The organism is Clostridium uliginosum, from assembly GCF_900112485.1.
Classification (GTDB): Bacteria; Bacillota; Clostridia; order Clostridiales; family Clostridiaceae; genus Clostridium; species Clostridium uliginosum.
The window spans coordinates 35,441-61,014 of record NZ_FOMG01000011.1 but is presented as its reverse complement, the minus strand read 5'-3'; the positions used below and the strand labels follow the sequence as shown (position 1 = coordinate 61,014).

Annotated in this window: 18 protein-coding genes; 3 read left to right on the top strand and 15 right to left on the bottom strand. The window is 27.4% G+C overall.

Annotated features, from left to right (window positions below):
* Positions 1 to 227 precede the first annotated feature (227 nt).
* From BM027_RS09020 to BM027_RS08960, 13 genes are all read right to left on the bottom strand, one after another.
* The gene (locus BM027_RS09020; protein WP_090091020.1) at positions 228 to 1,166 is read right to left on the bottom strand and encodes a carbohydrate kinase family protein; all 939 of its coding nucleotides are present in this window, start codon (positions 1,164 to 1,166) and stop codon (positions 228 to 230) included.
* Positions 1,159 to 2,619 (bottom strand): sucrose-6-phosphate hydrolase, encoded by a 1,461-nt coding sequence (locus tag BM027_RS09015; RefSeq protein WP_090091018.1) that lies wholly within the window; start codon positions 2,617 to 2,619, stop codon positions 1,159 to 1,161. Before BM027_RS09015 ends, BM027_RS09020 begins: the two co-directional genes overlap by 8 nt.
* A 176-nt stretch (positions 2,620 to 2,795) precedes the next feature.
* A complete protein-coding gene (locus tag BM027_RS09010) occupies positions 2,796 to 3,785 on the bottom strand; it encodes a LacI family DNA-binding transcriptional regulator (RefSeq protein WP_090091016.1) in 990 nt (329 codons plus the stop codon).
* Positions 3,786 to 4,018: 233 nt separating this feature from the next.
* Entirely contained in the window at positions 4,019 to 5,374 is a 1,356-nt protein-coding gene (locus BM027_RS09005) for a sucrose-specific PTS transporter subunit IIBC (protein WP_090091014.1), read from the bottom strand.
* Between the two features lie 404 nt (positions 5,375 to 5,778).
* The gene (locus BM027_RS09000; protein WP_090091116.1) at positions 5,779 to 6,684 is read right to left on the bottom strand and encodes a carbohydrate ABC transporter permease; all 906 of its coding nucleotides are present in this window, start codon (positions 6,682 to 6,684) and stop codon (positions 5,779 to 5,781) included.
* Between the two features lie 248 nt (positions 6,685 to 6,932).
* Positions 6,933 to 7,820: a carbohydrate ABC transporter permease gene (locus BM027_RS08995; RefSeq protein ID WP_090091012.1), complete on the bottom strand. Its 888-nt coding sequence runs from the start codon at positions 7,818 to 7,820 to the stop codon at positions 6,933 to 6,935.
* A 495-nt stretch (positions 7,821 to 8,315) separates the two neighbouring features.
* On the bottom strand, positions 8,316 to 9,647 hold the full coding sequence (locus BM027_RS08990; RefSeq protein WP_090091010.1) for an ABC transporter substrate-binding protein: 1,332 nt from the start codon (positions 9,645 to 9,647) through the stop codon (positions 8,316 to 8,318).
* 371 nt (positions 9,648 to 10,018) lie between these two features.
* Entirely contained in the window at positions 10,019 to 12,421 is a 2,403-nt protein-coding gene (locus BM027_RS08985) for a diguanylate cyclase domain-containing protein (protein ID WP_090091008.1), read from the bottom strand.
* A gap of 452 nt (positions 12,422 to 12,873) precedes the next feature.
* A complete protein-coding gene (locus tag BM027_RS08980) occupies positions 12,874 to 13,827 on the bottom strand; it encodes a DMT family transporter (protein ID WP_090091006.1) in 954 nt (317 codons plus the stop codon).
* 384 nt (positions 13,828 to 14,211) lie between these two features.
* Positions 14,212 to 14,787 carry a hypothetical protein gene (locus BM027_RS08975; protein WP_090091004.1) on the bottom strand — a complete coding sequence of 192 codons (576 nt, stop codon included), beginning with the start codon at positions 14,785 to 14,787 and terminating at the stop codon, positions 14,212 to 14,214.
* A gap of 220 nt (positions 14,788 to 15,007) precedes the next feature.
* A complete protein-coding gene (locus BM027_RS08970) occupies positions 15,008 to 16,468 on the bottom strand; it encodes an oligosaccharide flippase family protein (protein ID WP_090091002.1) in 1,461 nt (486 codons plus the stop codon).
* Between the two features lie 815 nt (positions 16,469 to 17,283).
* A complete protein-coding gene (locus tag BM027_RS08965) occupies positions 17,284 to 17,982 on the bottom strand; it encodes a sugar phosphate nucleotidyltransferase (protein ID WP_090091000.1) in 699 nt (232 codons plus the stop codon).
* Positions 17,983 to 18,014: 32 nt separating this feature from the next.
* Complete coding sequence (locus tag BM027_RS08960; RefSeq protein ID WP_090090998.1) at positions 18,015 to 19,862, bottom strand: NTP transferase domain-containing protein; 1,848 nt, start codon at positions 19,860 to 19,862, stop codon at positions 18,015 to 18,017.
* Between the two features lie 318 nt (positions 19,863 to 20,180).
* Here BM027_RS08960 and BM027_RS08955 point away from each other — a divergent pair, with 318 nt between their 5' ends.
* Positions 20,181 to 20,897 (top strand): DUF421 domain-containing protein, encoded by a 717-nt coding sequence (locus tag BM027_RS08955; protein WP_090090996.1) that lies wholly within the window; start codon positions 20,181 to 20,183, stop codon positions 20,895 to 20,897.
* Between the two features lie 444 nt (positions 20,898 to 21,341).
* Here BM027_RS08955 and BM027_RS08950 read toward each other — a convergent pair whose 3' ends face one another.
* Positions 21,342 to 22,127, bottom strand: coding sequence for a polysaccharide deacetylase family protein (locus BM027_RS08950; protein ID WP_090090994.1), 786 nt, complete (start codon positions 22,125 to 22,127; stop codon positions 21,342 to 21,344).
* 280 nt (positions 22,128 to 22,407) lie between these two features.
* Complete coding sequence (locus BM027_RS08945; RefSeq protein WP_090090992.1) at positions 22,408 to 23,391, bottom strand: magnesium transporter CorA family protein; 984 nt, start codon at positions 23,389 to 23,391, stop codon at positions 22,408 to 22,410.
* Positions 23,392 to 24,220: 829 nt separating this feature from the next.
* Here BM027_RS08945 and BM027_RS08940 point away from each other — a divergent pair.
* Complete coding sequence (locus tag BM027_RS08940) at positions 24,221 to 24,856, top strand: hypothetical protein (RefSeq protein WP_090090990.1); 636 nt, start codon at positions 24,221 to 24,223, stop codon at positions 24,854 to 24,856.
* Positions 24,857 to 24,952: 96 nt separating this feature from the next.
* A complete protein-coding gene (locus BM027_RS08935) occupies positions 24,953 to 25,513 on the top strand; it encodes a DUF1003 domain-containing protein (RefSeq protein WP_090090988.1) in 561 nt (186 codons plus the stop codon).
* Positions 25,514 to 25,574: the final 61 nt, after the last annotated feature.

Sequence of the window (25,574 nt, the reverse complement as noted above, 5' to 3'; positions counted from 1 at the left end):
CCAATCTGCTTCCTTGCTTGATGAAAAATAATCATGGCATTTTGGACTTGTTATTTTCTTTCATGTGCCTTATATACACAATAAGGAATTTTTTCAATATTTTTATTAGGCTATGTTTTAGCAGAGTGTTGATAAAATTCCTTATTGTATCTTTACTAGTTCTAATATTTATAAAATTATATCCATAACTTTATATTGCACTACATAATAGTATAGTTTAATTATGATTATTGTACTTCACTTAATGTAGGCATTGATGCTATTGCACCATAGTTTGTACATGTTATTGCTCCTACTTTGTTAGCAAAAGCAATTATGTTCTTCCATTGATCTATGCTAATATTCCTCTTATCTTCAAAATCAGATACTTGCTTCAATACAGCTCCAACAAATGAATCTCCAGCACCTGTTGAATCTACTTGCTTAATCTTAATTGATGGAATTATTACATTTTCTCCATTAATACTTAAGTAAGTTCCCTTAGAACCTAAAGTAATAGTTACTACTTTAACTCCTAACTTATGTAGCTTATTAACTCCATCTGTAATATCTTTTTCTTTAGTGATTAAGTATAATTCTTCATCACTTAACTTAGTGAAATCACTATACTTTAAGAATTCCTTACTATCTATTATAAATTGATCTAACATATCATCTTTGATTAATGCATCTCTATAGTTTGGATCAAATGATACATATATGTTGTTTTCTTTTGCATATTTTAATAATTTAAAATATGTCTTCTTTAATTCTCCATCTAGGAATCCTGTAGCTGATCCAAAATGGATTATGTCTGTCGATGTTATCTTTGATGTATTAACATTCTCAAATGAGTAATCTCCGTCACTTCCTCTTAAAAAATCGAAGTTGCGTTCTCCATCTGAATTAATTCCTACTAAAGCCATTGTTGTGCTTCCTTTTTCTACTGCCATTTCAGTATTAATGTTTAAATCATTTAATAATCCAATCAAAAATTTTCCAAAGAAGTCATCTCCAACTTGACCTAAAAAATAGGCATTTCCCTCCAGCTTAGTAATACTTGCTGCAACATTAGCTGGTGCTCCACCTGCTTTTTTTTCAAACTTTTCACCATCTTTTAAACCTTTGTTATCAACACATACCATGTCAATTAAAAGTTCTCCAATACAAAAAATGTTTTTATTCATACTTTACACCCCTTAAATTCCAAACGCATAATTGGTTTATTTTTAATTTATCATCATTTTTAATTTCCACTTCTAATTTATCTTCCTTAGGAAAATACATAAATGTTGTTGTTTCCAAACCTTCTTGATAATATATTTCAATAACAGAATTGTCAATAAGTATATGTAATTTTAATGAATCCTCAACTTTCAATTTAAACTTTCTGATTCCTTTTCCGCCTAATTTCATATTATTTCTATCTATAATACATACTTCTAACTTTTTATCATAAATTAACGATATATATTCATCGTTAAACTTAAACTTTAAATCTACATAATTGCTTTCTTTTAAATCTAAATCTAAGTTTATTTCTACATTTCTTGAATCTAATTTTAATTTATAATCATCACAAATTACATCCTTAACACTTAAAGCTTGTGATTCTCTTAAGTTTTCTACTAATTTAAATGGTTTCTGATATAATACATTGTCCTTGTATTCTAATACTCTAGGCAAAGTTAAGGGGAACATCCATCCTCCATTAGTTGCACTTGGGTATTCAGCATCCTCCTCTGGCATACCTACCCATCCAAGCATAATATTTTGACCATAATGGTTAAATACTTGTGGTGCATAAAAATCAAATCCCATGTCCAATTCCTTAAATTCACTATGGTGATTTAAAGCCACTTTATGTAAATCTAAATCTCCAATTACATATCCTGATTGATATATATTTTGATATTTAAACTCCTCAGCTTCTAATCCTTGTGGTGAAAATAAAAATGCATACTTATTATCACTTATGCTAATCATGTTAGGGCATTCCCACATGTATCCAAAATCATTCATATTAGTCTTTAATTCTCCAGCAAACTTCCATTTTTCAATATCTTCTGATTTATAAATTAAAGCTCTTCCTTTTAAATCTTCAGTTTGGATTCCAAGTACCATGTAGTAAATTCCATGGTGATCAAATATCATTGGATCTCTAAAGTGAGCAGTATATCCTTCAGGTTGTTTAAGTATTACTGGACCTCTCTTTTCAAAAGTTCCATCCTTATGATAGTCAACTATACATTGATAAGATTCCCTATTATTATTCTCATCCTTAACATTTCCTGTGTAGAATAATTTTAGAGTATCATCCTTTACATATGCACCACCAGAATAGCATCCATCCTTATCAAACCAATCTTCTGGCTTTAAAATTATTTCTGGCTTAGTGAAATTAACAAAGTCAGTTGTCTTAACTGAAGCCCAGTGTTTATTCTTATGTTCACATCCAAACGGATTCCATTGGTAAAAAATATGAAATTTATCATTATAATAACTTAATCCATTAGGATCATTAACTAAACCAAATGGCATTTCTATGTGGAAATTATTTCTCCATATGTTGTTATCCTTATTACTATAATAATTATTTAAGTCTTGTTGTATTCTGGAGTATATATCTTTACCTGACATAACTACCTCTTTCTTTCTTAATATATCTGCATTATTTTTCTATTATTTCTAAAGCTTATTAACTTATCATTAACTAAATTATTTTTCTATCGCTTTAAGATTCCTTAATTTCTGATTAGGCACATGAAAGAAAATAATAGCGCAAAGATGTGCCTTATATAAATTATTTCTTCCTATTAAAAATTTCTTACACTTTCTCTCTCAACTAACCTTAAAGTTACCTCATTATCTTTTTCTAATTCTTTTCCTTCGATTAAGTCTAAAATACCTTGTGCCGTCTTTACTCCAGTCAAATCATAATCAAAAGCAATTGTAGTAAGTGTAGGATACAAAACACTTCCTACATCATATCCACCAAAGCCAGCTACTGAAATTTCTTCTGGCACTTTAATATTGTTTTCATGTAAATATCTAAGTATTCCTAAACAAATATTATCAGTTGCGCAAACTACTCCTGTTGGCTTGTATTTTAATATTTCCTTAGCCATTTCATATGACTTTTCAAATGAAAATCCTGTCTCTACAAAATTAACACTACTTTCTTGGTTATTATGTTTAAAAGCATTTATAAATCCATCTTTACGTTCCACACCAACTGCTTTATCCTCTTCTGTTACTCCTGCAAAAACGATGTTTTTATGGCCTTTTTCCTTAAAATAATTTCCCATTATTCTTCCTGCTTCATAATCATCTATCTTGATGCAATTAACAAATTCACTTTTTTGTCCTGTAAAAATCATTGGAACATTTAATCTACTAATTAATTTAATATGTTCCTTAGTAATAGCAATAGCATTAATAATAATTCCGTCAACACCTTGTTGATACAAACTATTTATATTCTCTAATTCTTTTTCAATACTTAAATTACTTATTAATATTAAACCTTGATAATTATTTTCTTCGAGTCTACTATTAATTCCAGTTAATAATTTTCCCACTGTAACGGAGTCAATTCTTGGAAGTACAATGCCTATTAATTTACTTCTTTTCATTTTTAATCTTTTTGCAAAAAAATTAGTTTCAAAGCCTGTTTTCTCAATGGCTTCTTTTATCTTCTTAGCATTTTCTTCGCTTACATATCCATTATTTAAATATCTCGAAACACTACTTTTAGATACATTGACCATATTAGCAATGTCTTGAATCGTAACTTTTCGATACATAATAACCTCCATATATACCTTACTTTTTAATATTATTATAACTTATTATTTCATAATATTAAAAAATAAGTTATCTATGTAGTATCACTAATTTTATTAATTTCACTAAACATTTTTTTAATTTGTGTTAAATTTTTATTTTACTCTATTTATAATTAGATAGATTTAGTGAAAGTACAATTCTATCATTAAATCTATCTAGTTTATTATTTAATATACTATATTTATTGTTCTTATTCTTCTGTTTTAAAGAAGAAATATGTTAAGCAGAATGCTACTGCTATTGCTACTCCATTTATTAAAACATATCCACCTATATTATCCATATACAACAATGTTCCTGGAAGAGCTGTGACCCCCATTCCTGTCCCAGCCATATGAAGCATTCCTGCAAGCATACCGCCTACTGCTCCACCTGCACAACCAAATACAAATGGTTTCATGAATCTTAAGTTAATTCCGAATATTGCTGGTTCAGTAATTCCTAAAAATGCTGGGATTGCTGATGAAATATATAATGAACGTTTCTTTTTATTTTTTGTCTTTAATGCTACTGCTACTGATGCTGCACCTTGACCTACTATGCCACAAGTTATCATTGCATTGAATGCATCTCTTCCTGTACTTGCTAATAATTCAACTTCTAAAGCACTTAATGAATGGTGGACTCCTGTAACAACTATAAGTTGATGAACTCCTCCAATTACTAATCCACCTATTCCAAATGGAAGGTTCATAAATCCTTTAATTGCTCCAAAAACTAGTTGTTCAGTATTATGCATTATTGGACCAACTACTAATAATCCTAATATCATTGATATTAATAATGTAACAAATGGTGTAACTATTAAGTCTAATACATCTGGTACAACTTTCTTAAGAGCCTTTTGAGTTTTAGCTGCAATAATTCCTAATACTAATGCTGGTAATACAGATCCTTGATATCCTACAACTGGAATACTTAATCCAAATATAGAAAGATGTATTGGATCAGCTGTTCCTGCTGCTACACTATAAGCATTTGGTAAGCTTGGTGATACAAGCATTAATCCTATTACTATACCTATAACTGGTGTTCCACCAAATTTTTTCATTGTTGACCAAGCAACTAGTGCTGGTAAGAATGCAAATGCTGTATCAGTTAATACTTGTGTGAAAAGAAGGAAGTTACCACCAATTGCTACTCCTAAATTTTGTAAAAGTCCTCTTAATCCCATGAATAACCCTGTTGCAACTAATACAGGGATTATTGGAACAAATACATCTCCAAATATTCTTGATATCTTCTGTAACATTGACATTTCACTATAAGCATCTTCTTTTGCACTACTGTTTGATAATTCTTCTGTGTTCTTAACGATTACATCATATACCCTATTTACAAATCCTGTTCCAAGGATTATTTGATATTGTGCTGCTGCAAAAAATTGACCTTTAACGCCATCAATATTTTCAATTGCTTTTTCATTAATCTTTTCCTTATCTTTTAATATGATTCTTAATCTAGTTGCACAATGTTCTATAGATTTAATATTTTCTTTTCCACCGATATTCTCTAATATCTCTTTTGCTACTACATTTTCTTTCATAATAACATCTCCCCTAACTTTTTAATCGAAAAACGTTTCCACTGTTTAAGAACTTTATTTTATGATACCAATTCCATATATGATATGTCAATATTTTTATATTTTTTTCTGTTATCTGAAATTTATTTTATATTTTATTTAAATATATATATACCTAAATTATATCTTGACTTATAGTTTTTATTTATTAGTAAAACTATTTATATGATTCTATTTCCATATTAATTTTTATTATCTACCCGTAATTATATGATATCAGTTCCATAATTTTAGTTCATTATTCTCACTATTAAAAAGTATTATGTGCATACGTTTTTTTATTGTTTAAAAACAAAAGAACAGAAGTTTCTTATTGCAACTCCTGTTCTTAACTTGAATATTATTTATTTGTTAAAAGAAATAATTTATCCTTTCACTCCGGTATCCTCAACCCCTTTCATGAACCACTTTTGTGCTATTATAAATAAAAGCAGAAGTGGTAAAACTGTAAGTGTGCTTGCAGCCATAACTTGAGGCCACTTTATCCCATATGCTCCTCCTTCAATAAAAAATTGTCTAAGTCCGGCTGAAACTAAAAATTTTTCCGGACTTTTTATAATAAGAGATGGATACATATAATCGTTATAACAAGTTACAAAACTTATTAATCCAAAAATTATAAATGTTGGTTTAGTTAATGGAAATATTATTTTCCATAATATCTTTAAGTGAGAAGCACCATCTATCCTTGCAGCCTCTACTAAGCTGTGATCAATCTGTAGAAAAGCTTGTCTAAATAAAAATATCCCAAATATATTTGCTGTATTACTTATAATAAGTCCTAGCAGAGTATCTATCAAATTCATATCTGATAGTAATATATAACATGGTACATATGTTGTAGCTGAAGGTAACATATATGTAGCCATTATTACTCCAAATAAAATTTTCTTACTTTTAAATTTAAGCTGAGTTAAAGCATAAGCTATCATAGCAGAAGTTAATATTTGAAAAGCCACTTCAAAAGATGCTGTAAACAAACTGTTAAACATATATCCTCCAAAAGGTGCTTCTTTAAATACCTCTATAAAATTTCTCCACTGAGGACTATTCGGAATTAGCTTAGGTGGAAAATTAAATATTTCGCTACTTGTCTTTAAAGCACTAGACCCCATCCATAGGAAAGGAAAAAATGCAATCAAACTTGCACTTAAAATTAGAAGATGTCTAAAAGCATTTAAAATTAATAATTTTTTGGGAGCTTTTTTTACTATTTCATTATCTATTGATTTATCTGTTTTCTCCCTATCTATGCTATGTATATTATACATTTTTCTATAGTTATTAATATTAAGTACTTTTTTCTTTTTGCTTATTTCTTTATAATCATCAATTATATTTGCTTCATTAATTATAAACTCTTTATTTTTTTCTAAAGTAGTGTTGTACTTTTGATCTGAATTTTTCTCCATATTCTCCCCCCTAAAACTAAGGCATTTTCAATTCTTTAATGCACATGAAAGAAAATAATAGACCAAAGATGCGTCGTATATTTGGTCTATTATTTTTTTGAATATGCCTAATAATGTACCCATCTTTTCGATGCAATAAATTGTAACACTGCTAAGATACCTGTAATACCTAAAATCACAGTAGCTATCGAAGTTGCTTGTCCTATATTAAAATTTTCAAAAGCTGATTGATAATACATATATAATAAGGTTCTTGTACTTCCTGATGGTCCACCCTGTGTTAAAACCTGAATTTGATCATACGCTTGAAGTGAATTTATTGTTGTTATTATGCTCAAAAAGAAAGTAGTTGGTGATATAAGTGGTAATGTTACACTTTTAAACTTATTAAAAGTATTTGCTCCATCAATTGAAGCTGCTTCATATAAATCCTTAGGGACTTTTTCTAATGCAGTCAAATAAAACACCATTGCCCATCCTAGCCCCTTCCAAACAGTAACAATAATTACTGAAAACATAGCTGTATTTGAACTTTGTAGCCACTCAGATTTAGGTAGATTAAAAATTTGCAATATATAATTTGCAAATCCATATTGTGGTTCAAAAATCCAGCTCCATACAATAGAAATAGCAACTGTAGGTGTTATCCATGGAGAAAAGATTATGGCTTTATATATAGCTGAACATCTAAGTTTTGATTTTAACACCATAGCAAGAGCTAGTCCTCCTGCTATGGTAGGTATTAATGTCCCTAAAGTAAATATCAAAGTGTTTTTTAATGCATCATAAAACATGGGATTTGAAAACAATTCTTCATAATTTTTAAGTCCAACCATATTATAGTTAGAAGTTATATAATCCCAATCTGTAAAACTTATAAATATAGATTTAATTATTGGATATATCCAAAATATAATAAGTGGAATTATTGCTGGCGATATAAATCCTAGTACAATTAATATATGTTTAACTTTTTTAGATTTTAATTTCTTCATAATTCCACCTTGTATAATGAACATGCAGTAAAATTCATTATACTTTTCCTTTCTTTAAAATAATTAATTAAATGCATTAATAGATATAACTATTTATTTTTAATCCGCAATTTTTTTATTGGATATGTTTTAAAATAATGTTGATATTTTAATATAAAGGCGAACTGGCATTGGAATTTGCTTTTTAGAACTTTTAATAAATATTTGTACTATTAATTGCTTGTCACAATCTTTGATTGGGAGCATGCATTAATAGGACTAATATTTATTTTAGAGTTCTTAAAGTGAATTCCACTGTACATGAGCTTTATATTACAATATCAACATTCACTTAAAACATAACCTTTTTATTTTATGAACTAATATTATCTATTAACCTAATTATTTTCACAGTTAATATTTATAATTTTATAAAGTTGTAAACATATTCACATAGCTTATCCACAATTTTTAATATTTTATCCACTTTTCACTATACTTATCTACAGGATACATCTATTTACTTAAAGCTTTATCTAGTTCCTTTTGAGCAGTTTTTTGTGCTTCATCTAAAGCTTCTTTAGCTGGTATATTTTCTATTTCCACTTTGTCTGCTGCAATTTTTAATGCATCATATATTTTTCCATCTGTAGGATCTATAAATGTCTTTGTAGCATGGAGCGCTTGTGCACTTGGTACAGCTGCTTGTGGATTTTTCTCTACAAACGCTTTAAATTCAGGTGTTTCTGTGCTTTTCTTATTTACTGAAATATATCCTGAATCCATTGACCATTCTGCACTAACTTTTGCACTAGTAAAATATTTAATAAATTCATAAGCACCTTGTTTTGCTTCATCATTTACAACACTTGGAATAACTAAAAATCTTGCTTCTGCAATTGGTTTTGCTTCTTTTCCTGCTTTAAATGATGGTTGCTGACATGCAGCTAATTTTTCGAAATCTAGAGTTCCTTGGTCTCCTGAAGAACCAGTATATCCAGCACTCTTATCTTTCATAACATCATCAACTGTTGAATACCAATATTCCCATCCTTGTCCACCTGAGTGAATTCGCATAACCTTATCTTCATGTATCCAACTTCTAAATCCATCAAAAGCTTCTATCCATTCTAGAGAATTAATTAATACCTTACTTCCGTCACCACTTAAAATTGTTCCTCCATTACTTAAAGAAGCATCAATTAAATTATCTGCTCCCCACATTGGCTCCCATCCATAAAATTTAACCTCATCCCCTTCTTTCTTAACTAACTTTTTACTAGCCTCTGCAATTCCAGTCCAAGTCTTTAAAGAATCCTGTGATATCCCTGCATCTTGAAAAGCCTTTTTGTTATAATACAAAACTTGAGTTGTCCCATACATTGGAAAAGCAAACTGCTTATCATTTTTCTTACCCAATTCCATAAAAGATTCTATATAATTTTCTTCTTCAAAATCAATATCTTGACTTGTATAATCACCTATATTCTGTAATACATCCCTATTATTTAAAATAGCTGCCTTATCAGCTTCTATTATTGCAAGTGTTGGAGCTTTCTTTGCAGCAATGCCTGCTTGTAGCTTTTTAAAAGTAGTATCATAATCTTCTTGAGCTACCCCTTTAACCTCATACTTATCTTGTGATGCATTAAATTCACTAATTACCTTCTCCATATTTTTTCCAAGCTTTCCTCCAAGACCATACCAATACTCTACTTGAATTTTACCATCAGCAGTTTTCTGTACCTTGGTTGATCCATTAGCTGTTCCCGTTCCACATGCCACCAATCCACTTGTTATCATTGTAATTAATCCTATAGTACAAACTTTTTTTATAAACTTATTCATAACATTTCTCCCCCTATAAATCCTTTAATTCTTAGGCTCTGTTTAGAAGAGTGTTTATATTGTTATATTGTTATAAAGTGGACATTGAACAATATATAACAATATCATCACGGTTTTAAAGCAACGCCTATTTTTAAGATACCCTTGCGGTTTTTATAGTTCATTTTTTGAACAACTTAATACTACCACCGTTCATTGTTCAATACAATAAGTTCATGGAAAATTTTATCAATTTATTTTTTCACAAATAAAAAAGCTGTATCAAACTATTTAAAAATAATTTGATACAGCATCCTTTACTAGTTATTATGTAGTTTCTTTGCCATAGCTTCTATTATATATAATAATATCAAGTCATTATTTGTATGTTTTTATAAGGTATTCGAAAAAATACAATAGTTATCTTTTCCTTGATTTTTAGCTGAATATAAAGCTTTATCTGCATTTATAAAAAGTTCATTAAAATTTTCACCATCATATGGATACCTAGCAATACCTACACTACCAGATACTTTATACTTCAAATTTTCTCCTGTAAAAATCTTTTTAAATGCTTGAACTAAGTCATCAGCTTTTTTTAGAATTAACTCTTCTGAATCTACATTCTTTAAGAACACCATAAATTCATCTCCGCCTACTCTACCAACAACGTCATCTTTTGTAAAAACATTTGAGATTGCTAAAGAAACCTCGTGCAAAACAGAATCTCCAAATAAATGACCTAAATTATCATTAATTGATTTAAAGTCATCAATATCTATCATAAATAATGCATGCTTACCATTTATTCCATCATTATCTATATAATTTTCAATAATTTGCTGTACTGTTCCTTTGTTATATAACTCAGTTAAGCTATCTCTTTGAGCTTTAAATAAAAGATTCTCAGTCTTCCTTTTTTCTTTATCAATATCAATTATTACTCCGATCGCCTTAAAAACAAATCCATTTTCATCAAATATTGCAGTTACCCTAACCCTACACCAAATATAATTATCTTTTTCTGTTCGGATTCTAATTTCAGTTTCCCTATATGGATTTCCTTTTTCAATATCTAGTAATAATTCTTTAAATCCTTCTGCATCGTCTTTATAAATACTGTTACTTTTAAATACATTTTCTTTAACATTACTTTTAAATGGAATATACTTGAATTTACTATTCCAATTAGAAGAATAAGAAATCGTATCTTCTGCAATAGTCCATTCAAAAATTATATCTTCTGTTTGTTCCATAATAATACGATGTCGATTTTCACTTAATCGAAGTTTCTCTTGTGCAGTTTTTGATTCAGTTATATCTATTACCACACTATAAGTAAATATTGGGCCACTTTTATTTTCAACTATTTGACCATTATCAAGTACCCATATAATACTTCCATCCTTATGTACAACTCTATATTCTATATTAAATTTATCATCTTCATTTAATTGTTTCATTATTTCAGTACTTACTTTATCACGATCCTTTTCATAAACTATATTAATTAATTGATTATCAAATTTTGTTTTAATTTCTTCTTTGTTATACCCTAAAACATTTAAACTTCCAGCACTCATAAAATCTAAAATATAACAACCATTTTCTATTCTAGAGCGATGAACTCCACCTGGTATATTAGAAACTAAAGATTTTAGCTTTCTATTACTATGTTCTATTTCTGATTCGTTTTGTACTATTGTATCTATTAATTCATTAAATGCTATAGCTATTTCTCCAAATTCATTTGCCTTATTATATATAAATCGCTTTGCATAATTACCTTGTTGTACTCTTTTTATAGATTCTAGTAATTTATACACTGGCTTAGAAAAATAGTTAATTATAAATGTATTAGCAATTATTATTAATACTAAAATAAATACTATTGAAATAAATATTACTTTAATACTTTGTTTTAGCGGAATTGTAAATTCATCCCATTCAACTACACTTAATACTGTCCATCCTGTATCTGCAATCTTAGAGTAATAACCTATTTTATGAATTCCATCCATAGTGTAATCAATTGTTCCTTTTTGATTATTATTAAAATCTATCTTGTTCCATTGTTGAGATAAAGTATTAGGCTTTTCAATATTATTAATATTATCAGTTAAATTTTCATTAACAGTCGCTGCAACATCTCCATTTCCATCCATAACTGTAATTTTACCTGTTTTGAAAAAAACCTTATCATTTACAATTTTTTCAAAATAGCTCATATCTATTATACTAAGCACAGATCCTTGATATTTCTCCTCACAAAAAATTGGAGTTGCAATAATACAACTCTTTACACCATTGTTAAAATCTTCTCTTGAGATAATCTTCGTTACAATCGTTTGATTATGTGAAAGCTTTTCTATATCTTGATTAGAAAGTATCGTATCTTTACCTATATACTCATTACCACTTGATGCAATTATAATTCCATTTTTATTAATAAGTGACATTATATTTATAAAAGATTGTTCATTTTTGCTTGTAGTTAAAATTTGGTTTACTATTTTCATATTATATTTTGTATCTTCAGAATTAACTTTATTATTTGAATCAGCTAATAATTCAATCGATGCTGGCATATTTATAATAACATTAAGATTAATTACACATTGTCCAAAAAAGTTTTCTAAATTTGTTGATTGATTTTTAGCTTCTGCTATTACATTTTGCTCAATCATTTTTATATACTTATTATTAAAGCTACCAAGACATATACTTGTCGAAATAATTACAGGTATTGTAGCCAATAAAATAAGTAAAGTAATAAACTTTTTTCTTATGTTCATCTTTTCACCTCATTGATATTTAATGTGAGATTCTGTTTAAAACCATGTTGATATTAAAACAGAACCTAATGTAAAAATCATATATTATATTTTTACAAAATAAATATTATTAAGACATTATTATACTAAATAATACTATTGTTTAGCAATATACTAAAAATCCACACTATAGTTTAAACTATAGTGCGGATTTAAAAATAATTAAAATTTAAGGCTATGTTTTAAAATAGTGTTGATATTTTAATATAAAGGCGAACTGGCATTGGAATTTGCTTTGTAGAACTCTTAATGAATATTTGTACTATTAACGCTTGTCATAATCTTTGATTAGGAGCATGCATTAATAGGACTAATATTCGTTTTAGAGTTCTTAAAGTGAATTCCACTGTCCATGAGCTTTATATTACAATATCAACATTCACTTAAAACATAGCCAAATTTAAAAATTGGGCTTATTTTAATTTTTCTGGTGTTGGTTCTTTTGCTACAAAGTAAACTCCACCTATAACAAGTATACTACTTAAAACTGTTAATAATCCTATTTGACTTCCCAAGAATATCTTATCAAAAATAATTGACCATACAACATAAGTTATGTTTATACCCATAGCTCTTGTTGCTCCTATTTTATAAATTGCAGTGTAATAAAATAAGTATGATACTGTTGCAGCTAGTGCTGTTCCAGCAATCCAGAATATAACACCGTTTCTTAATATATCAAAACTTAAACCTATACCACCGACTATTGGAACTATTAAGAATCCATAAGTTACTGCTGATGTAAATTGTCTTATTTGAAGTGCAAATTCTGAAGTGACTTCATCACCTTTCATTCCATAAGCACATATAACACATTCACTGCCCCATCCAACTACACATAATAGTGCAAATAAGAACCCTATAGGGTTAGTTGATCCTGATGCTGAAGTATATCCTAAAACTGATACTCCTATAATTGCTACTACTAATCCAATCCACCCTTTTTTATTGATTTTTTCTTTTAATACTATCATTGCAAGTATTGCTCCAACTGCTGGATATAAAGATGAGATTATTGCAGTATATGAAGGTCCGATATATTTTACTGATAATAAATATCCTGTCATACCAACTGGTCCTCCAAGTAGTGCACCAAATGCAACCCATAAAGCACTTTTACTTTTAACTGCTTTAAAGAAATTTCCTAGTTGTTTTCTTAAACCAAGATATATGAATGTCCATATTGTTGAAAAACTATCATGCAAAAATGCAGTAATAATTGGTGCTAAAAGTATTGCTTCTTGTGTTTTTACAAATGGAGTCATAGCTAAAATAAATCCCATAAGTACTGTATCTGCTCCCCAAGAAATAGCTGAAATAACTCCACTCATTACACCTTTTTTATAATTATTTTTATCAAAACCCATTATAATCTCCCCTTTTTAATATTGCTTTAGAACTTTTTTAATTTCTATAATATAATTTATATTAATCATGTATTTTAACACATTCATTTAATAAGTTCATTTTTTGAACAATTTTATATTATCATTGTTCATTGTTCAATACAATACGTTCATATAAAAATATTTGACTATCTTTTACAATATCAACATTAATTTAAAACATAGTCAAACATATAAAATAAAAAAAGAGGATATATATGTACGAAATAATACATTGTAAATAGAAAGCCTTAATAACTATTTACTAGTATATATAGTACAAATATATCCTCTTTTTTAAAGAAAACCAGATTAATATTCACTCATTGGAAAATTTCTAGCAAGTTTACAACTCAGGGGTAAGAGTTATAGGTATCTCTCCTTTATAACTTTTTTTATATTTTCTAAATCATCTGATACTTTGCTCAAATCATCACCATTTATCAACATCTTAATCATTAATTGTTGTATCTCTGTTAATGCTTGCATACTATCTAAAAATGCCTCGTTAATATTAGATGATGCCACAAGTTTCTTTTCATTAAGTATTTCGTTTATCTCTGAATCAAATTGTTCATAAGATTCACAACTTAACTCATATGCAGATAACACATTAATCGCAGTAGGATTAATTACAGCATTATCTATCTCTACTTTTAATTGTCTATTTTCAAACATCTCTACATTCCTAAGGCTTGTTTCTAATCCTCGTATTTCACTTTCTAGTTCTGCCATCCTTCTTAAATTTCTTTGAGCCGTAGATACCTTGCTTATATCCTTTGCAGTTGTTAATTCCTTTTTAACTTTATCAATTTTAGATATTATTATATACTTATCTTTTCTTTTCTCTTCATTAGTATTCATTATATTAAGTGCTTCTTTTATCTTATCTGCTGGTAAACCTCTTACTATATTTTTTCTATTCTTAATAAATAACTCCATTATATCTCACCTTTTCTTCTAAATATGAAAAAATACTAAACCACTATATCAAGAACTCCTTTAGCTTATTATTTTTTTGAAATTCCCAAGTTATTTTTATCTTTTGTAATAATGTAACACTATATGTTGCAATAAATTGTGTTTACTACAACATATAAATAATTTAAATTTACTGTAATTTCAAATGTAAATTTATTAATGCATATATACTATAAATATTCTAAGATTTTTTAATTTTTAATTTTTTTAAGAATACATCTAAAAGTTGAAAAAATACCTTATCTTTAGTAACTGCTAAAATTCCCACATAATATATTCCACATAAAAATACTACTGCTAAGGTTACCATAATTACACTATTTGTAAAATACTTAACTATTAATGTTAGTGGAATAAACAATAAAGAGTAATAGAAGTATTTTATGTTTTCAAAACTAAATAAATTTATATCTATTTTCATATTTTTTTTAACTAGCCTATATTCAAAACCTATAACAATTAAATTTGCCAAAAGTGTAGTAGCTATAGCATTAGTAGCACTAAATTTGCCTATAAATATCAATATGCTATTGAATATTAAGTTCAATATTCCACCTATAAATATTAATTTAACATCATCTTTTTCTCTTCCATGAAGGTATATAATTTGATTTGCTATTATTCCTTCTACTCCAATACTTAACATATAAATAGAGAACATTATCATTATAGGAACTGCTTCAATAAATTTTATCCCCCCATAAATTAAAATAACTTCTCTTGATAAACATAATACTCCTATTGAAGCTGGAAATAAAAACATAAAATAAATTTTTACTATCCTTTTAAGCAGTATCATATACTCATCTTTTGAACCATTACCCAAATAATTAGAAAGCCTTGGCATTGTTACTTGAATTACCGTAAGCATAAGTGTATTTATTATAGTCATTATTTTTTGAGCTGTACAATAATAACCAACATCTGTTAGTCCAATATAATTACCTATCATTATCTTATCAAGCTGAGTATATAAAACTCCTGTATTTGATAAGATAACAACAAAAAACATAGGTTTAATATGTCTTGCAAAATGTAAATTATTAAAATCAAAATTTATTCTCTTCTTAATATATATAAAGCTTATTATGTTATTTAATAAGTTAAAGAAAACAACTAAATATAAATAAAATAAAAAGTCTTTTTGATTTCTAACACATAATACTATTAAAGCTGAATATATTATTCTAACTATCATTGTCTTAATAGCTATAAAATCATAATTTTCTAAAGCTTCATTAACCCATTCCACATAAAAAAGATTAGATACTAAATTAAAGCCTAAAATTATACATGTATAAAAATATGGTTGATTTTTATAAACTATTGATACAAAAATCATATATGCAGCTGAAGTAACAATATTTGTAACAGTCGTAAAAATAAATAAACTAGTAAAAGTCTGTTTTAGTTTAACCTTATCGTCTCTAACTCTACTAACTTCTCTCAATCCATATTGATAAATTCCAAAACTTGCAAATATTAAAAAGTATGCAGTTAAAGATTCTCCATACCCAATATATCCATAAAGATCTGGCCCAAACACTCTAGTTATTACCGGACCTACTAATATAGGTAAAATTATATTAAATAAATTTAACATTGCTTTAAAAAATGCATTCTTTGACATAGACTTAGCCATATGTTTCCTCCTATAATCCCCTCTGGATTATTTTACTTCTACTATATTTTACACTAAGATAAAATCTTGTCAAATTCACATATCATTAATTCTTTGGTATGATTCATTATCCGTATCTATACTTTATTCTAACAAGTAATATTGTCAATTAGTATTTATTATTACTTTTTTCATCTTTTAAAACAGAACCTTAAAATTAAGCAAAGAGTTACAAAATAAAATTTATACCTAGGAAAAATGCATAAAAATTAATATTATTTTATAAATATTTCGTATATTGTATAATTGAAGTAAAACTCAAAGGAGGTATTTTATGGAATGCAGTAGTGGTATACAAGCATTTATGGTTGGTGCACTGGTAGCAGGAATTATTTTCATAATTAAAAATGTATTAGAACGTAAAAGAAATGATAAACATAATTTCTAGGCACATAAAATAATAGACCAAAAACATGTCATACATTTAGTGTCAGATAATAAGGAATTTTTTTCCTCATTTAATATATCATCTACAATAAAAGAAATATGGATATGTTTTTTCGTAATATTGCGTAAAAAAACTTTTATTATATTTTCATCATTTTAGGATTATTTCATTATAGTCTCTCTATAAAAAGAAATAGGGATAAGCTTTTTACGTAATATTGCATTGAAAATTTCTTATTAGAGTTTCATCATTTCAAAGGTGAAAAGTGTTACTGTTTGAGAGATTTATCTCGAGTTTAGCACTTTTCAGTTTTGAAATGATAGACAACTCTTTAAGAAATTTTCTGCAATACGAGTAAATGATTATCCCTATTTCTTTCCACCACTATCTATTGTATTTTAAGTGTATTCTTTAAGTATTCTAAATCCTCTAGTGAATCTATTTCAAAAATATCATTTGAGTCTATTTTTTCAATACGCACATCCATGTCTTTAAGGTTATCTACCGCAATACTATCCCAATATAAATCCTTAAAATTTCCACCAGCAACTACCTCTTCAACTTTTTTAGCTATTAAAATACCATCTTTTTCTGTCCAAAAAGATGCACCAGACATTATGTAACTAGGTTTATCTCCTTCTTTTCCAATATCAACTCCAAATATTCTTTCATTTTCATCATAGTTTAGAATCCATTCTCCAATAATGTTTTCCTTACATGCTGAATAATAAACCGAAGTATTTGGCATATCTTCAGGCAAGAAGTTTCTTGTAATATAATTATCTGCATCAATAACGAATGCATCTTTTAGATATTGTCTTACTAAATACATTGTATATATATTGTTGTAAACATCATACTTATCATTAACTACCTTTATTAAATTATATTTCTTAACTATTTCATCAAATTTTTCATGTAAATAACCTGTTAATACTATAATTTCATCAATTCCTCGTTCTTTTAAATTAATTATTTGTCTTTCAAGTAAAGGCATTCCATTAACCTCTATTAAAGACTTTGGAGTAGTTTCTGTTAAAGGTCTAAGCCTAGTTCCCATACCTGCTGCCATTAAAATTGCTCTCATGTTATCTTCTCCTTAAAAATCAAAAAATAATTTTAAAGTCTTTTTAAATTTTCCTTAGCTCTATTGTATCTATCAATTCCGTAAGTACCGAAATTATCTCCTTCAGCTTCTTTTATAAGTGTCCAAACTGCCCATAATATATCTTGGCAAATTTGATGAATTAGTAATCTTCTTCTTGAGTTTTCATCCGCTTCTTTTCCAAAATAAAGTCTAAACATAAGTTCAACATCATCTTCTAAAAATTCATTTTCTAAAGAAAGTGCTGCCAAATCCCACATATCATCATTAATTCCGCTATATTCCCAATCAATTAAATAAATTCTGCCTTCTGTATCTTTGACTAAGTTTTCAGAAACTAAATCATTATGAGAAGGTACAAAAACTCTATTACATTCTTTTAATTCTTCTTCTAATATCATTACCTTTTCACGCACTTGAGCATAATCATCAAAGAAATCTCCATTATTGCTTTTTAAAATATTTTCATACTTTTCAAGTTCTCTAAATACATTAAATTCATTGTCCATATGAAAATCAGTACATTCATGCAAGTCTCTTAAAATACTTGTAACTTGCTTTAAGTTTTCTTCCTTCTTAATACTTCTATGAGTTAGTGTTTCTGCATTTTCTATAAACTTAGATATTTTAACCCCAGTTTCAAGATTAAAGTAAGGAACTTCCACATTATATCCTTTTTCTGAAGCTACTGCTGAATTAAACATTTCTGTATTTCTATTAATCATTTGCTCAGTACCAGTGCCTGCAACCCTTAAGATATATCTATTCCCCTTAACACATACTCTATAATTCTTATTAGTCATTCCGCCTGCTAGTACAACCTCTGTAATATCATCATCATCTGCTTTTAAAGCTTCACGAACAATAGTCTTTATATTATTTATCTCATAGCTAAGCTCTCTTCTTCTTATAGTTGGGTAAAGATAATTTTTAATTTTTTCATACTCTTTTTGAGTATCTGCATCGCCCCAAGCAAGATCATCTATCTTAACAAATCCAATATTATAACTTCTAGCTACATCTAATAATACATACTCGTAATTTAAATATGGATTAACATTTCCATTAAACTCCTCAAGCATCATTGAATATAACTTATAAGAAATCTTAGTAAGCCCAATCATCTCACCATCAATTTTATTAAATTGGTGAATATCCTTAGACATCTTAAATAAATGATTATCCCTTATCTCAACAAAGGCCTCGTCACCAGAACCACTCTCATTAGTAAAAAGTATGCAATCACGATTTTCACTTTCAGCAAGTTCCTTAATTGCTTTACCTTCAAAGATTAGATCATTTTCAACAAGTAAAAAATCATCATCAATATAGTCCTTAGCAAGTGATAAAGAATGCATTGTTCCAGTCCATTTATATGTATCACTCTTAACTAAAGTTACATTCTTAATATCTTTAAAATATTCCTCATAATATTGACTTTCATAACCTATAACAATCACAATTTTATTTATTCCATTCTCTTTAAGGATATTTAAAGTTCTATCAATTAACTTAAAATCCTCAATTTCAAGCATTCCAACTGGTCTTCCAAATTCCTTAGCTCTACCAGCTGCAAGAATCACAGCTTGCTTAACAATTTTCTTTTCTTCTTCATGAAGTTTTAATCTTGTATTCTTAGCAGAAGCAAGATTTTCCTCTAAAATATTCATACCTTTTTCAGTTACCCTATATAAAATCCCTCTATTATTAATAATTCTCTCTATAGTTCCATCAAGCGTAAAGTCCTTCAAAATAGAATTCACTTTGCCTAATGAAATATTTGTCCTCTTAGCTAATTCCCTTTGATTAATATTAAAATTATCATTTAATATCTTTAATATCTCTAATCTATCCTCTAACATAAAAATCCCCCTTAAATCTACTCTACACTTCATATAATACTTATATATATGTTGTTATAATTTATATAGTTCATAATATGAACTATATAAATTATAGTACAGCATAATTTAAAAGTAAATATATTTTAAAAAATCTTATTTAAATTATTTTTAAAATATAATTCTTAATTATATAAACAATTCATAACACCCTAAATAGCATCTTTAACTAAAAAGAATAGTGAGAATAATTACTGATTTATTTGTTACACTATCTAATATATTAATAAAAATAAGGCACATTTTAAAAAATATTTATTTACATGGGAGTGATATAAATTGAATGAAGGAATTATAGTATTGGTAAGAGCAATCTTTGCTTTTTTTTCACTACTAATATTTACACGAATTCTAGGTAAAAAACAAATATCTCAACTTACGCCCTTTGATTATGTACTAGGGATAACTATTGGGTCAATTGCCGCTACCCTAACAACTGATTTATCAAGCGCGGCTTGGACTCATTGGATAGGACTTCTTGCTTGGGTAGTTCTAGGATTAGGTATTGACTTACTCACAACTAAATCAAGATATATGGCAAAACATATAGAAGGTGAACCAAGTATAATAATAATTAACGGTAAAATATTAGAAGATACTATGCGTAAATTAAAATACAATGCTACAAACTTACAACATCAATTAAGATGTAAAGATATATTTGATATAAGTGAAGTTCAATTTGCAGTATTAGAAACAAATGGTGAGCTTTCTGTTCTAAAAAAATCCGACTTACAACCATTAACACCAAAAAATATGAATATTCCTGTACCTAAGGCAAGAATAGGTCTAGATTTAATTTATGATGGAATAGTAGTAGATACAAACTTAAAACAAATTAATCGTGATCGCAAATGGTTGAAATATCAATTAAAGAAATATGGAGTAGATGATCCTTCTGAAGTTTTTTTAGCAACCTATACAGGCTCAGGCTCTTTATATGTAGACAAATTCAAAGATAAAATACACAAACAAATAGTTGTAAGTGAGTTTTAATAAGACATATAAAAAAAGAAATAGAATTTATACTTACGCAAGATTCATTTTCTAGCATCTCAAGTAATGTATAAATTCTATTTCTTAAAATCGTTTTTTTATCAACATAAATAAATTCTAAATCTTATTTCTTAAACTTATTTATTATAGAAATACTTAGGAATATTAAAATAAATAACAAGTCAGTATGTTAGTCTATTTTGCGTCATAAGGAAGCTCGACTCGTATACACTCGCTGAGTAAGTGATTCACACAAAATCATAGATTGCACGGTGTGAAAGTTCGAAGAACGAAATATAAAATTTCGATTCTCACTTTTGGTTCTCTACTCACGTCGGTAAAATCAACCCATAGCTTGCTATGCGTTAATTTCATCTCCTTATCTGACTCAAAATATACGTTGCATCTTTGACTTGTTATTTTCTTTAATATGCCTTAGGTGATCTATTCAAAAAAATTAAATGTTTTTCTTGTTATTGGAAAATATAATTCTGGTGTATCTTCTGTAATAGTCTTAAATTCATACCCCTGTAATTTATAATATTTTATTATTTCTGGCAAAGCTTCGCAAGTGTTCTTGTGCATAGCGGTGCAATGCATAAGAAGTATGACCCTTGATAACTTTTCACTTCCCTTTGTAGCTTTTCTATATAATTTATCTGGTGGAATTTTAGGGTTTAACCCATCTGAATTTTCTAAATTCCAATCATATATTTTAAAATTATTATCATGTAATTTATTTAAAAAATTGTTACTTAAATGTTTTCTACTACCTCCTGGAAACCTAATTATATTGGGAGAAATCCCAACTACTTCATTTATTTCATTACGACAATCAATCATTTCTTTTACAAATTTATCTTCACTTGAATAAATATTCTTAAATTTGTGCGTATAGGTATGAAGTCCTATGCTATGTCCTTCATCATACATTCTTTTTACCACGTCTTCTCGACCTTTAATTTGATTACCAATAAGAAAAAAAGTTGCTTTTATGTCATTTTCTTTTAGAGTATCTAACACTCTATTTGTTACTTTACCACTAGGACCATCATCAAAAGTTAAATAAATTACTTTTTTTCTATCACTAATTACTTCTTCATTTATATTAAAATTTTTAGTGGTTGTTACGTTAGATGCTACAGGCATGCTACTTATATTTTCTTTAAATAGAAAAATAACAAAAAGCATACTTGCAAAAAATAAACAGAACTTTAATTTGTTTTTCAATTTTTTATCCTCCAATGTGATTTAAATAAGTTATTATATTTAATTAAATAATTTTGAAATCTAAATTTTATACCCATGGTTAATATATCCTAATTGTGATACTTAATCCAAATAAGATATGAATTTTATTTTCTATTAATTATGAAATTCAATACTTCTTATTATTCACATTTTTGAAATTTTTATTTGTGGTAATTTTGAACATTTAATAACTTTTAAAGTATTTGCAACATTTGCCTATAGCAACTAAAAAATCATAATCAATTCCAATTCTCCTTTACTAAAACCATTTATCTTTCTTAATGAGCAATACTAATCCAATAAGTACAGTTGGAATAAATATCATTCCAAATACTATCCAAAATGCCATTTCATAATTGTGCATTGGTATTCCTTGTACATTCATAGAAAAGAGTCCACTAACAAGAGTCATTGGCAATATAGCAACTTGAATAATTGTAAAAGTACGCATCAAACCATTTATTGTATGGTTTGTAAGTGATGCAAAAGTACTATCCGCAGATTCAATAACTTCTTTATAATTTTCAAGCATATCCCATATTTTTTCTATCTTGTCAGTAATATCATCAAAATATATATCCATATCTTTAGGCAGATATTTTTTAATAGCTTTTTCTAAAGTTATTATAACTGGTCTTAATGGTTTAATTACACTTCTATAGTTTATTATCTGCATCTTAGTTCTTGATATAGTTTCAAGCATTGATTTAGAACGATTAGCAAACACTTTTCTATTTATTTCATTAACTATATTTCCAATCTTATCAAGCATAGGAAAGCAATAATCAAATAGTGTTTTAATTATCTCATAAAGCAATAATGCTGAACCTTGCTCCATATATTCACTTCGTAATTCTTCTTTTGATTGACATTTTTTTGCTAGCTCCACTAAAGGTTTAAGTTCTCCCTCATGAAGTGTAACTAAGTAATCATGACCTATAAAAATATCTATCTCTTCAGAGTCAATTCTGAAAAGTTCTTTTCTATATCTTGGAAGATGAATTACGATAAAACTATAATCTTCATAGGAATCTACCTTTGACCTTTGATGCTCAGTCATGCAATCTTCTAGCAAGAGATCATGAAATTCATACATATCCTTAAGCATTTGAATTTCCTTATTAGTAGGTCTAATAATATCAATCCATTTAAGTCCTTTAAATTCAATTATCTTTACCTCTGTAGTTAAATTTTTTTTAACAGTAGGTTGTTTTTTATCATTTTTAAATGATAGCGTAAACATAGTAATATTCCTCCATTCTTATATGTACAATATGAACATTAACTTTCATTATCTTACTTTTGTGTTTCAGTCTATTTTACTCTATTATCTAAAAATAAATAGAATTGTGAGTGTAATACTTAATCAAGTTAGTTAGATTTAGCTAAATGCCTTAACCTATAAACGATCTTAAACTTTATGATATGAGGAGCTTTTTCATATTTAAGATATATTCAAAAAAATAATTAAATGTATTATATGCTTATAAATCTAAAAATAAGCACATAATACATTTAACACAAAAGTAAATTTTAAAATTATTTTTTGACTTTATAAAATATAAAAATTATTGGCTATGTTTTAAAACCGTGTTGATATTTTAATATAAAGCAAATTTCAATGCCAGTTCTATATTATATAATAATATCAACACCCATCTAAAACATACCGAAATTATTAATATATATGTTCTAATTAAGTTAATACATTTATAATCTTTTATATAATTTTTATAGAAAATTATATCTTTAATTAACAATATCTAGTTAGAAGCATATATATCATAAATTTTCTATATAAGTTCCTCACTATACTGGTGAGTTATAACATTTATAAATATTCTAAGATTTAGGCACATGAAAGAAAATAACAAGTCCAAGATGCGATGTATATTTTGCGTCAGGCAAGGAAACAGAATAATTTAATAGCGAGCTATTAGGCCATTCTGCTGACGCAGCATGACACAAAATAGACTATCATATTGACTTGTTATTTTTTTGAATGTGCCTTATATTAATGAACAAACTTTATTGGAACTTATATATATAACAATGCGAAAGGAAAAACATTTATGCCGGAATCATTAATAACAACAATTATTTCCGCTATATCTATATTACTAGGTGCTACAATAGGAGCAATTTGTAGCTGGAGGATAAATAAAATTACTACCTTAAAAAACATTGAAGTACAAACTAAAATTGTAAAAGAAAATAGACAATTAGAAGAAAAAATGAATCATAAAAACTTATGTGCTTATGCAAATATTGTACGTTTAGACATATGCACTGCTATATTTGAAAGTATAGATAATTTACGTATACTTACTCATAACACAAAAAATCAGTTTCCTATATATATCCCTGTAAATGGTGAGTATTCTAAAGCTATAGTTTCTCTAACTGGTATATTTGATCTAAAAGAAATGAGTTACCTTTATCAACTTTATGGAATTATAGAAAAAATAAATTATGACATGAAAAATTTTAACTATACAAGTGAAGATATGTATGAACTTATAAAAATAGACTGTGAAATATTTTTAAAAAAATTATATGGTAAGAATTTTAATAAAATTTTAGAAAAAGATATAAAAGATATATCTTATAAAGACTTATTTAACAATAATATAATAAAAGAAGGTTATAAAAATGTTCTACTAAAGTTAGAAGAAATATGTGAGTCCCCTATAAATAATTTTGTTTAAACTAAATAAAATGAACTTTTTCTTAGGGATAATTAAGGTTACAATTTATGGATAAAGTGACAGGAAAAATCACATAATGAATAGGAGTGATTATTTATGGATGGTAAGGATACAATATGCAATAGCAAAGAAGAATTGGTACGAGAAATATTAGAAAAAGATAAGGACATAAAGGGAAGTAATATTGATGAAGAATTACTTCACGAACTTATTAGTGGTAAGGTTTCAACGAATATAAATAATATACATGCTGAAAACTTCACGTTAGGAGAAAGAACTGCTGATAAAATAGCCACATTTGGTGGCAGTTGGACCTTTATAATAACTTTTGGTGTTGTATTAGCAATTTGGATTATCGGAAATGCTGTTATTCTAAGTAATAAAGCATTTGATCCATATCCATTTGTATTTTTGAATCTAATATTATCTTGTCTTGCTGCTATACAAGCTCCAATAATCATGATGTCACAAAATCGTCAATCAGAAAAAGATAGATTAACTGCTGCAAATGACTACCTTGTTAACTTAAAATCTGAAATTATAATAGAAGATTTGCATAATAAAATTGATTTGTTAATAGATCAACAGGAAGAGTATAAGAAAAATCAAGAACTACTATTAAAGATAATAGATGAATTAAAAAGTAAGATAAATTAATGTGTCCACTACTTTATACTAACACCAATAATCTTCTGTATCAAAATATGTACGAATAACC

Bases quoted from the DNA above. Each gene is read 5' to 3' on its own strand.
- BM027_RS09000 (WP_090091116.1), bottom strand. From the start codon at position 6,684: ATGTATAATATACATAGCATAGATAGGGAGAAAACAGATAAATCAATA.
- BM027_RS08945 (WP_090090992.1), bottom strand. From the start codon at position 23,391: ATGTTTACGCTATCATTTAAAAATGATAAAAAACAACCTACTGTTAAA.
- BM027_RS08985 (WP_090091008.1), bottom strand. From the start codon at position 12,421: ATGAACATAAGAAAAAAGTTTATTACTTTACTTATTTTATTGGCTACA.
- BM027_RS09015 (WP_090091018.1), bottom strand. From the start codon at position 2,619: ATGTCAGGTAAAGATATATACTCCAGAATACAACAAGACTTAAATAAT.
- BM027_RS09020 (WP_090091020.1), bottom strand. From the start codon at position 1,166: ATGAATAAAAACATTTTTTGTATTGGAGAACTTTTAATTGACATGGTA.
- BM027_RS08980 (WP_090091006.1), bottom strand. From the start codon at position 13,827: ATGGGTTTTGATAAAAATAATTATAAAAAAGGTGTAATGAGTGGAGTT.
- BM027_RS08970 (WP_090091002.1), bottom strand. From the start codon at position 16,468: ATGGCTAAGTCTATGTCAAAGAATGCATTTTTTAAAGCAATGTTAAAT.
- BM027_RS08995 (WP_090091012.1), bottom strand. From the start codon at position 7,820: ATGAAGAAATTAAAATCTAAAAAAGTTAAACATATATTAATTGTACTA.
- BM027_RS08990 (WP_090091010.1), bottom strand. From the start codon at position 9,647: ATGAATAAGTTTATAAAAAAAGTTTGTACTATAGGATTAATTACAATG.
- BM027_RS08935 (WP_090090988.1), top strand. From the start codon at position 24,953: ATGGATGGTAAGGATACAATATGCAATAGCAAAGAAGAATTGGTACGA.
- BM027_RS08975 (WP_090091004.1), bottom strand. From the start codon at position 14,787: ATGGAGTTATTTATTAAGAATAGAAAAAATATAGTAAGAGGTTTACCA.
- BM027_RS09005 (WP_090091014.1), bottom strand. From the start codon at position 5,374: ATGAAAGAAAATGTAGTAGCAAAAGAGATATTAGAGAATATCGGTGGA.
- BM027_RS08960 (WP_090090998.1), bottom strand. From the start codon at position 19,862: ATGTTAGAGGATAGATTAGAGATATTAAAGATATTAAATGATAATTTT.
- BM027_RS08965 (WP_090091000.1), bottom strand. From the start codon at position 17,982: ATGAGAGCAATTTTAATGGCAGCAGGTATGGGAACTAGGCTTAGACCT.
- BM027_RS09010 (WP_090091016.1), bottom strand. From the start codon at position 3,785: ATGTATCGAAAAGTTACGATTCAAGACATTGCTAATATGGTCAATGTA.
- BM027_RS08940 (WP_090090990.1), top strand. From the start codon at position 24,221: ATGCCGGAATCATTAATAACAACAATTATTTCCGCTATATCTATATTA.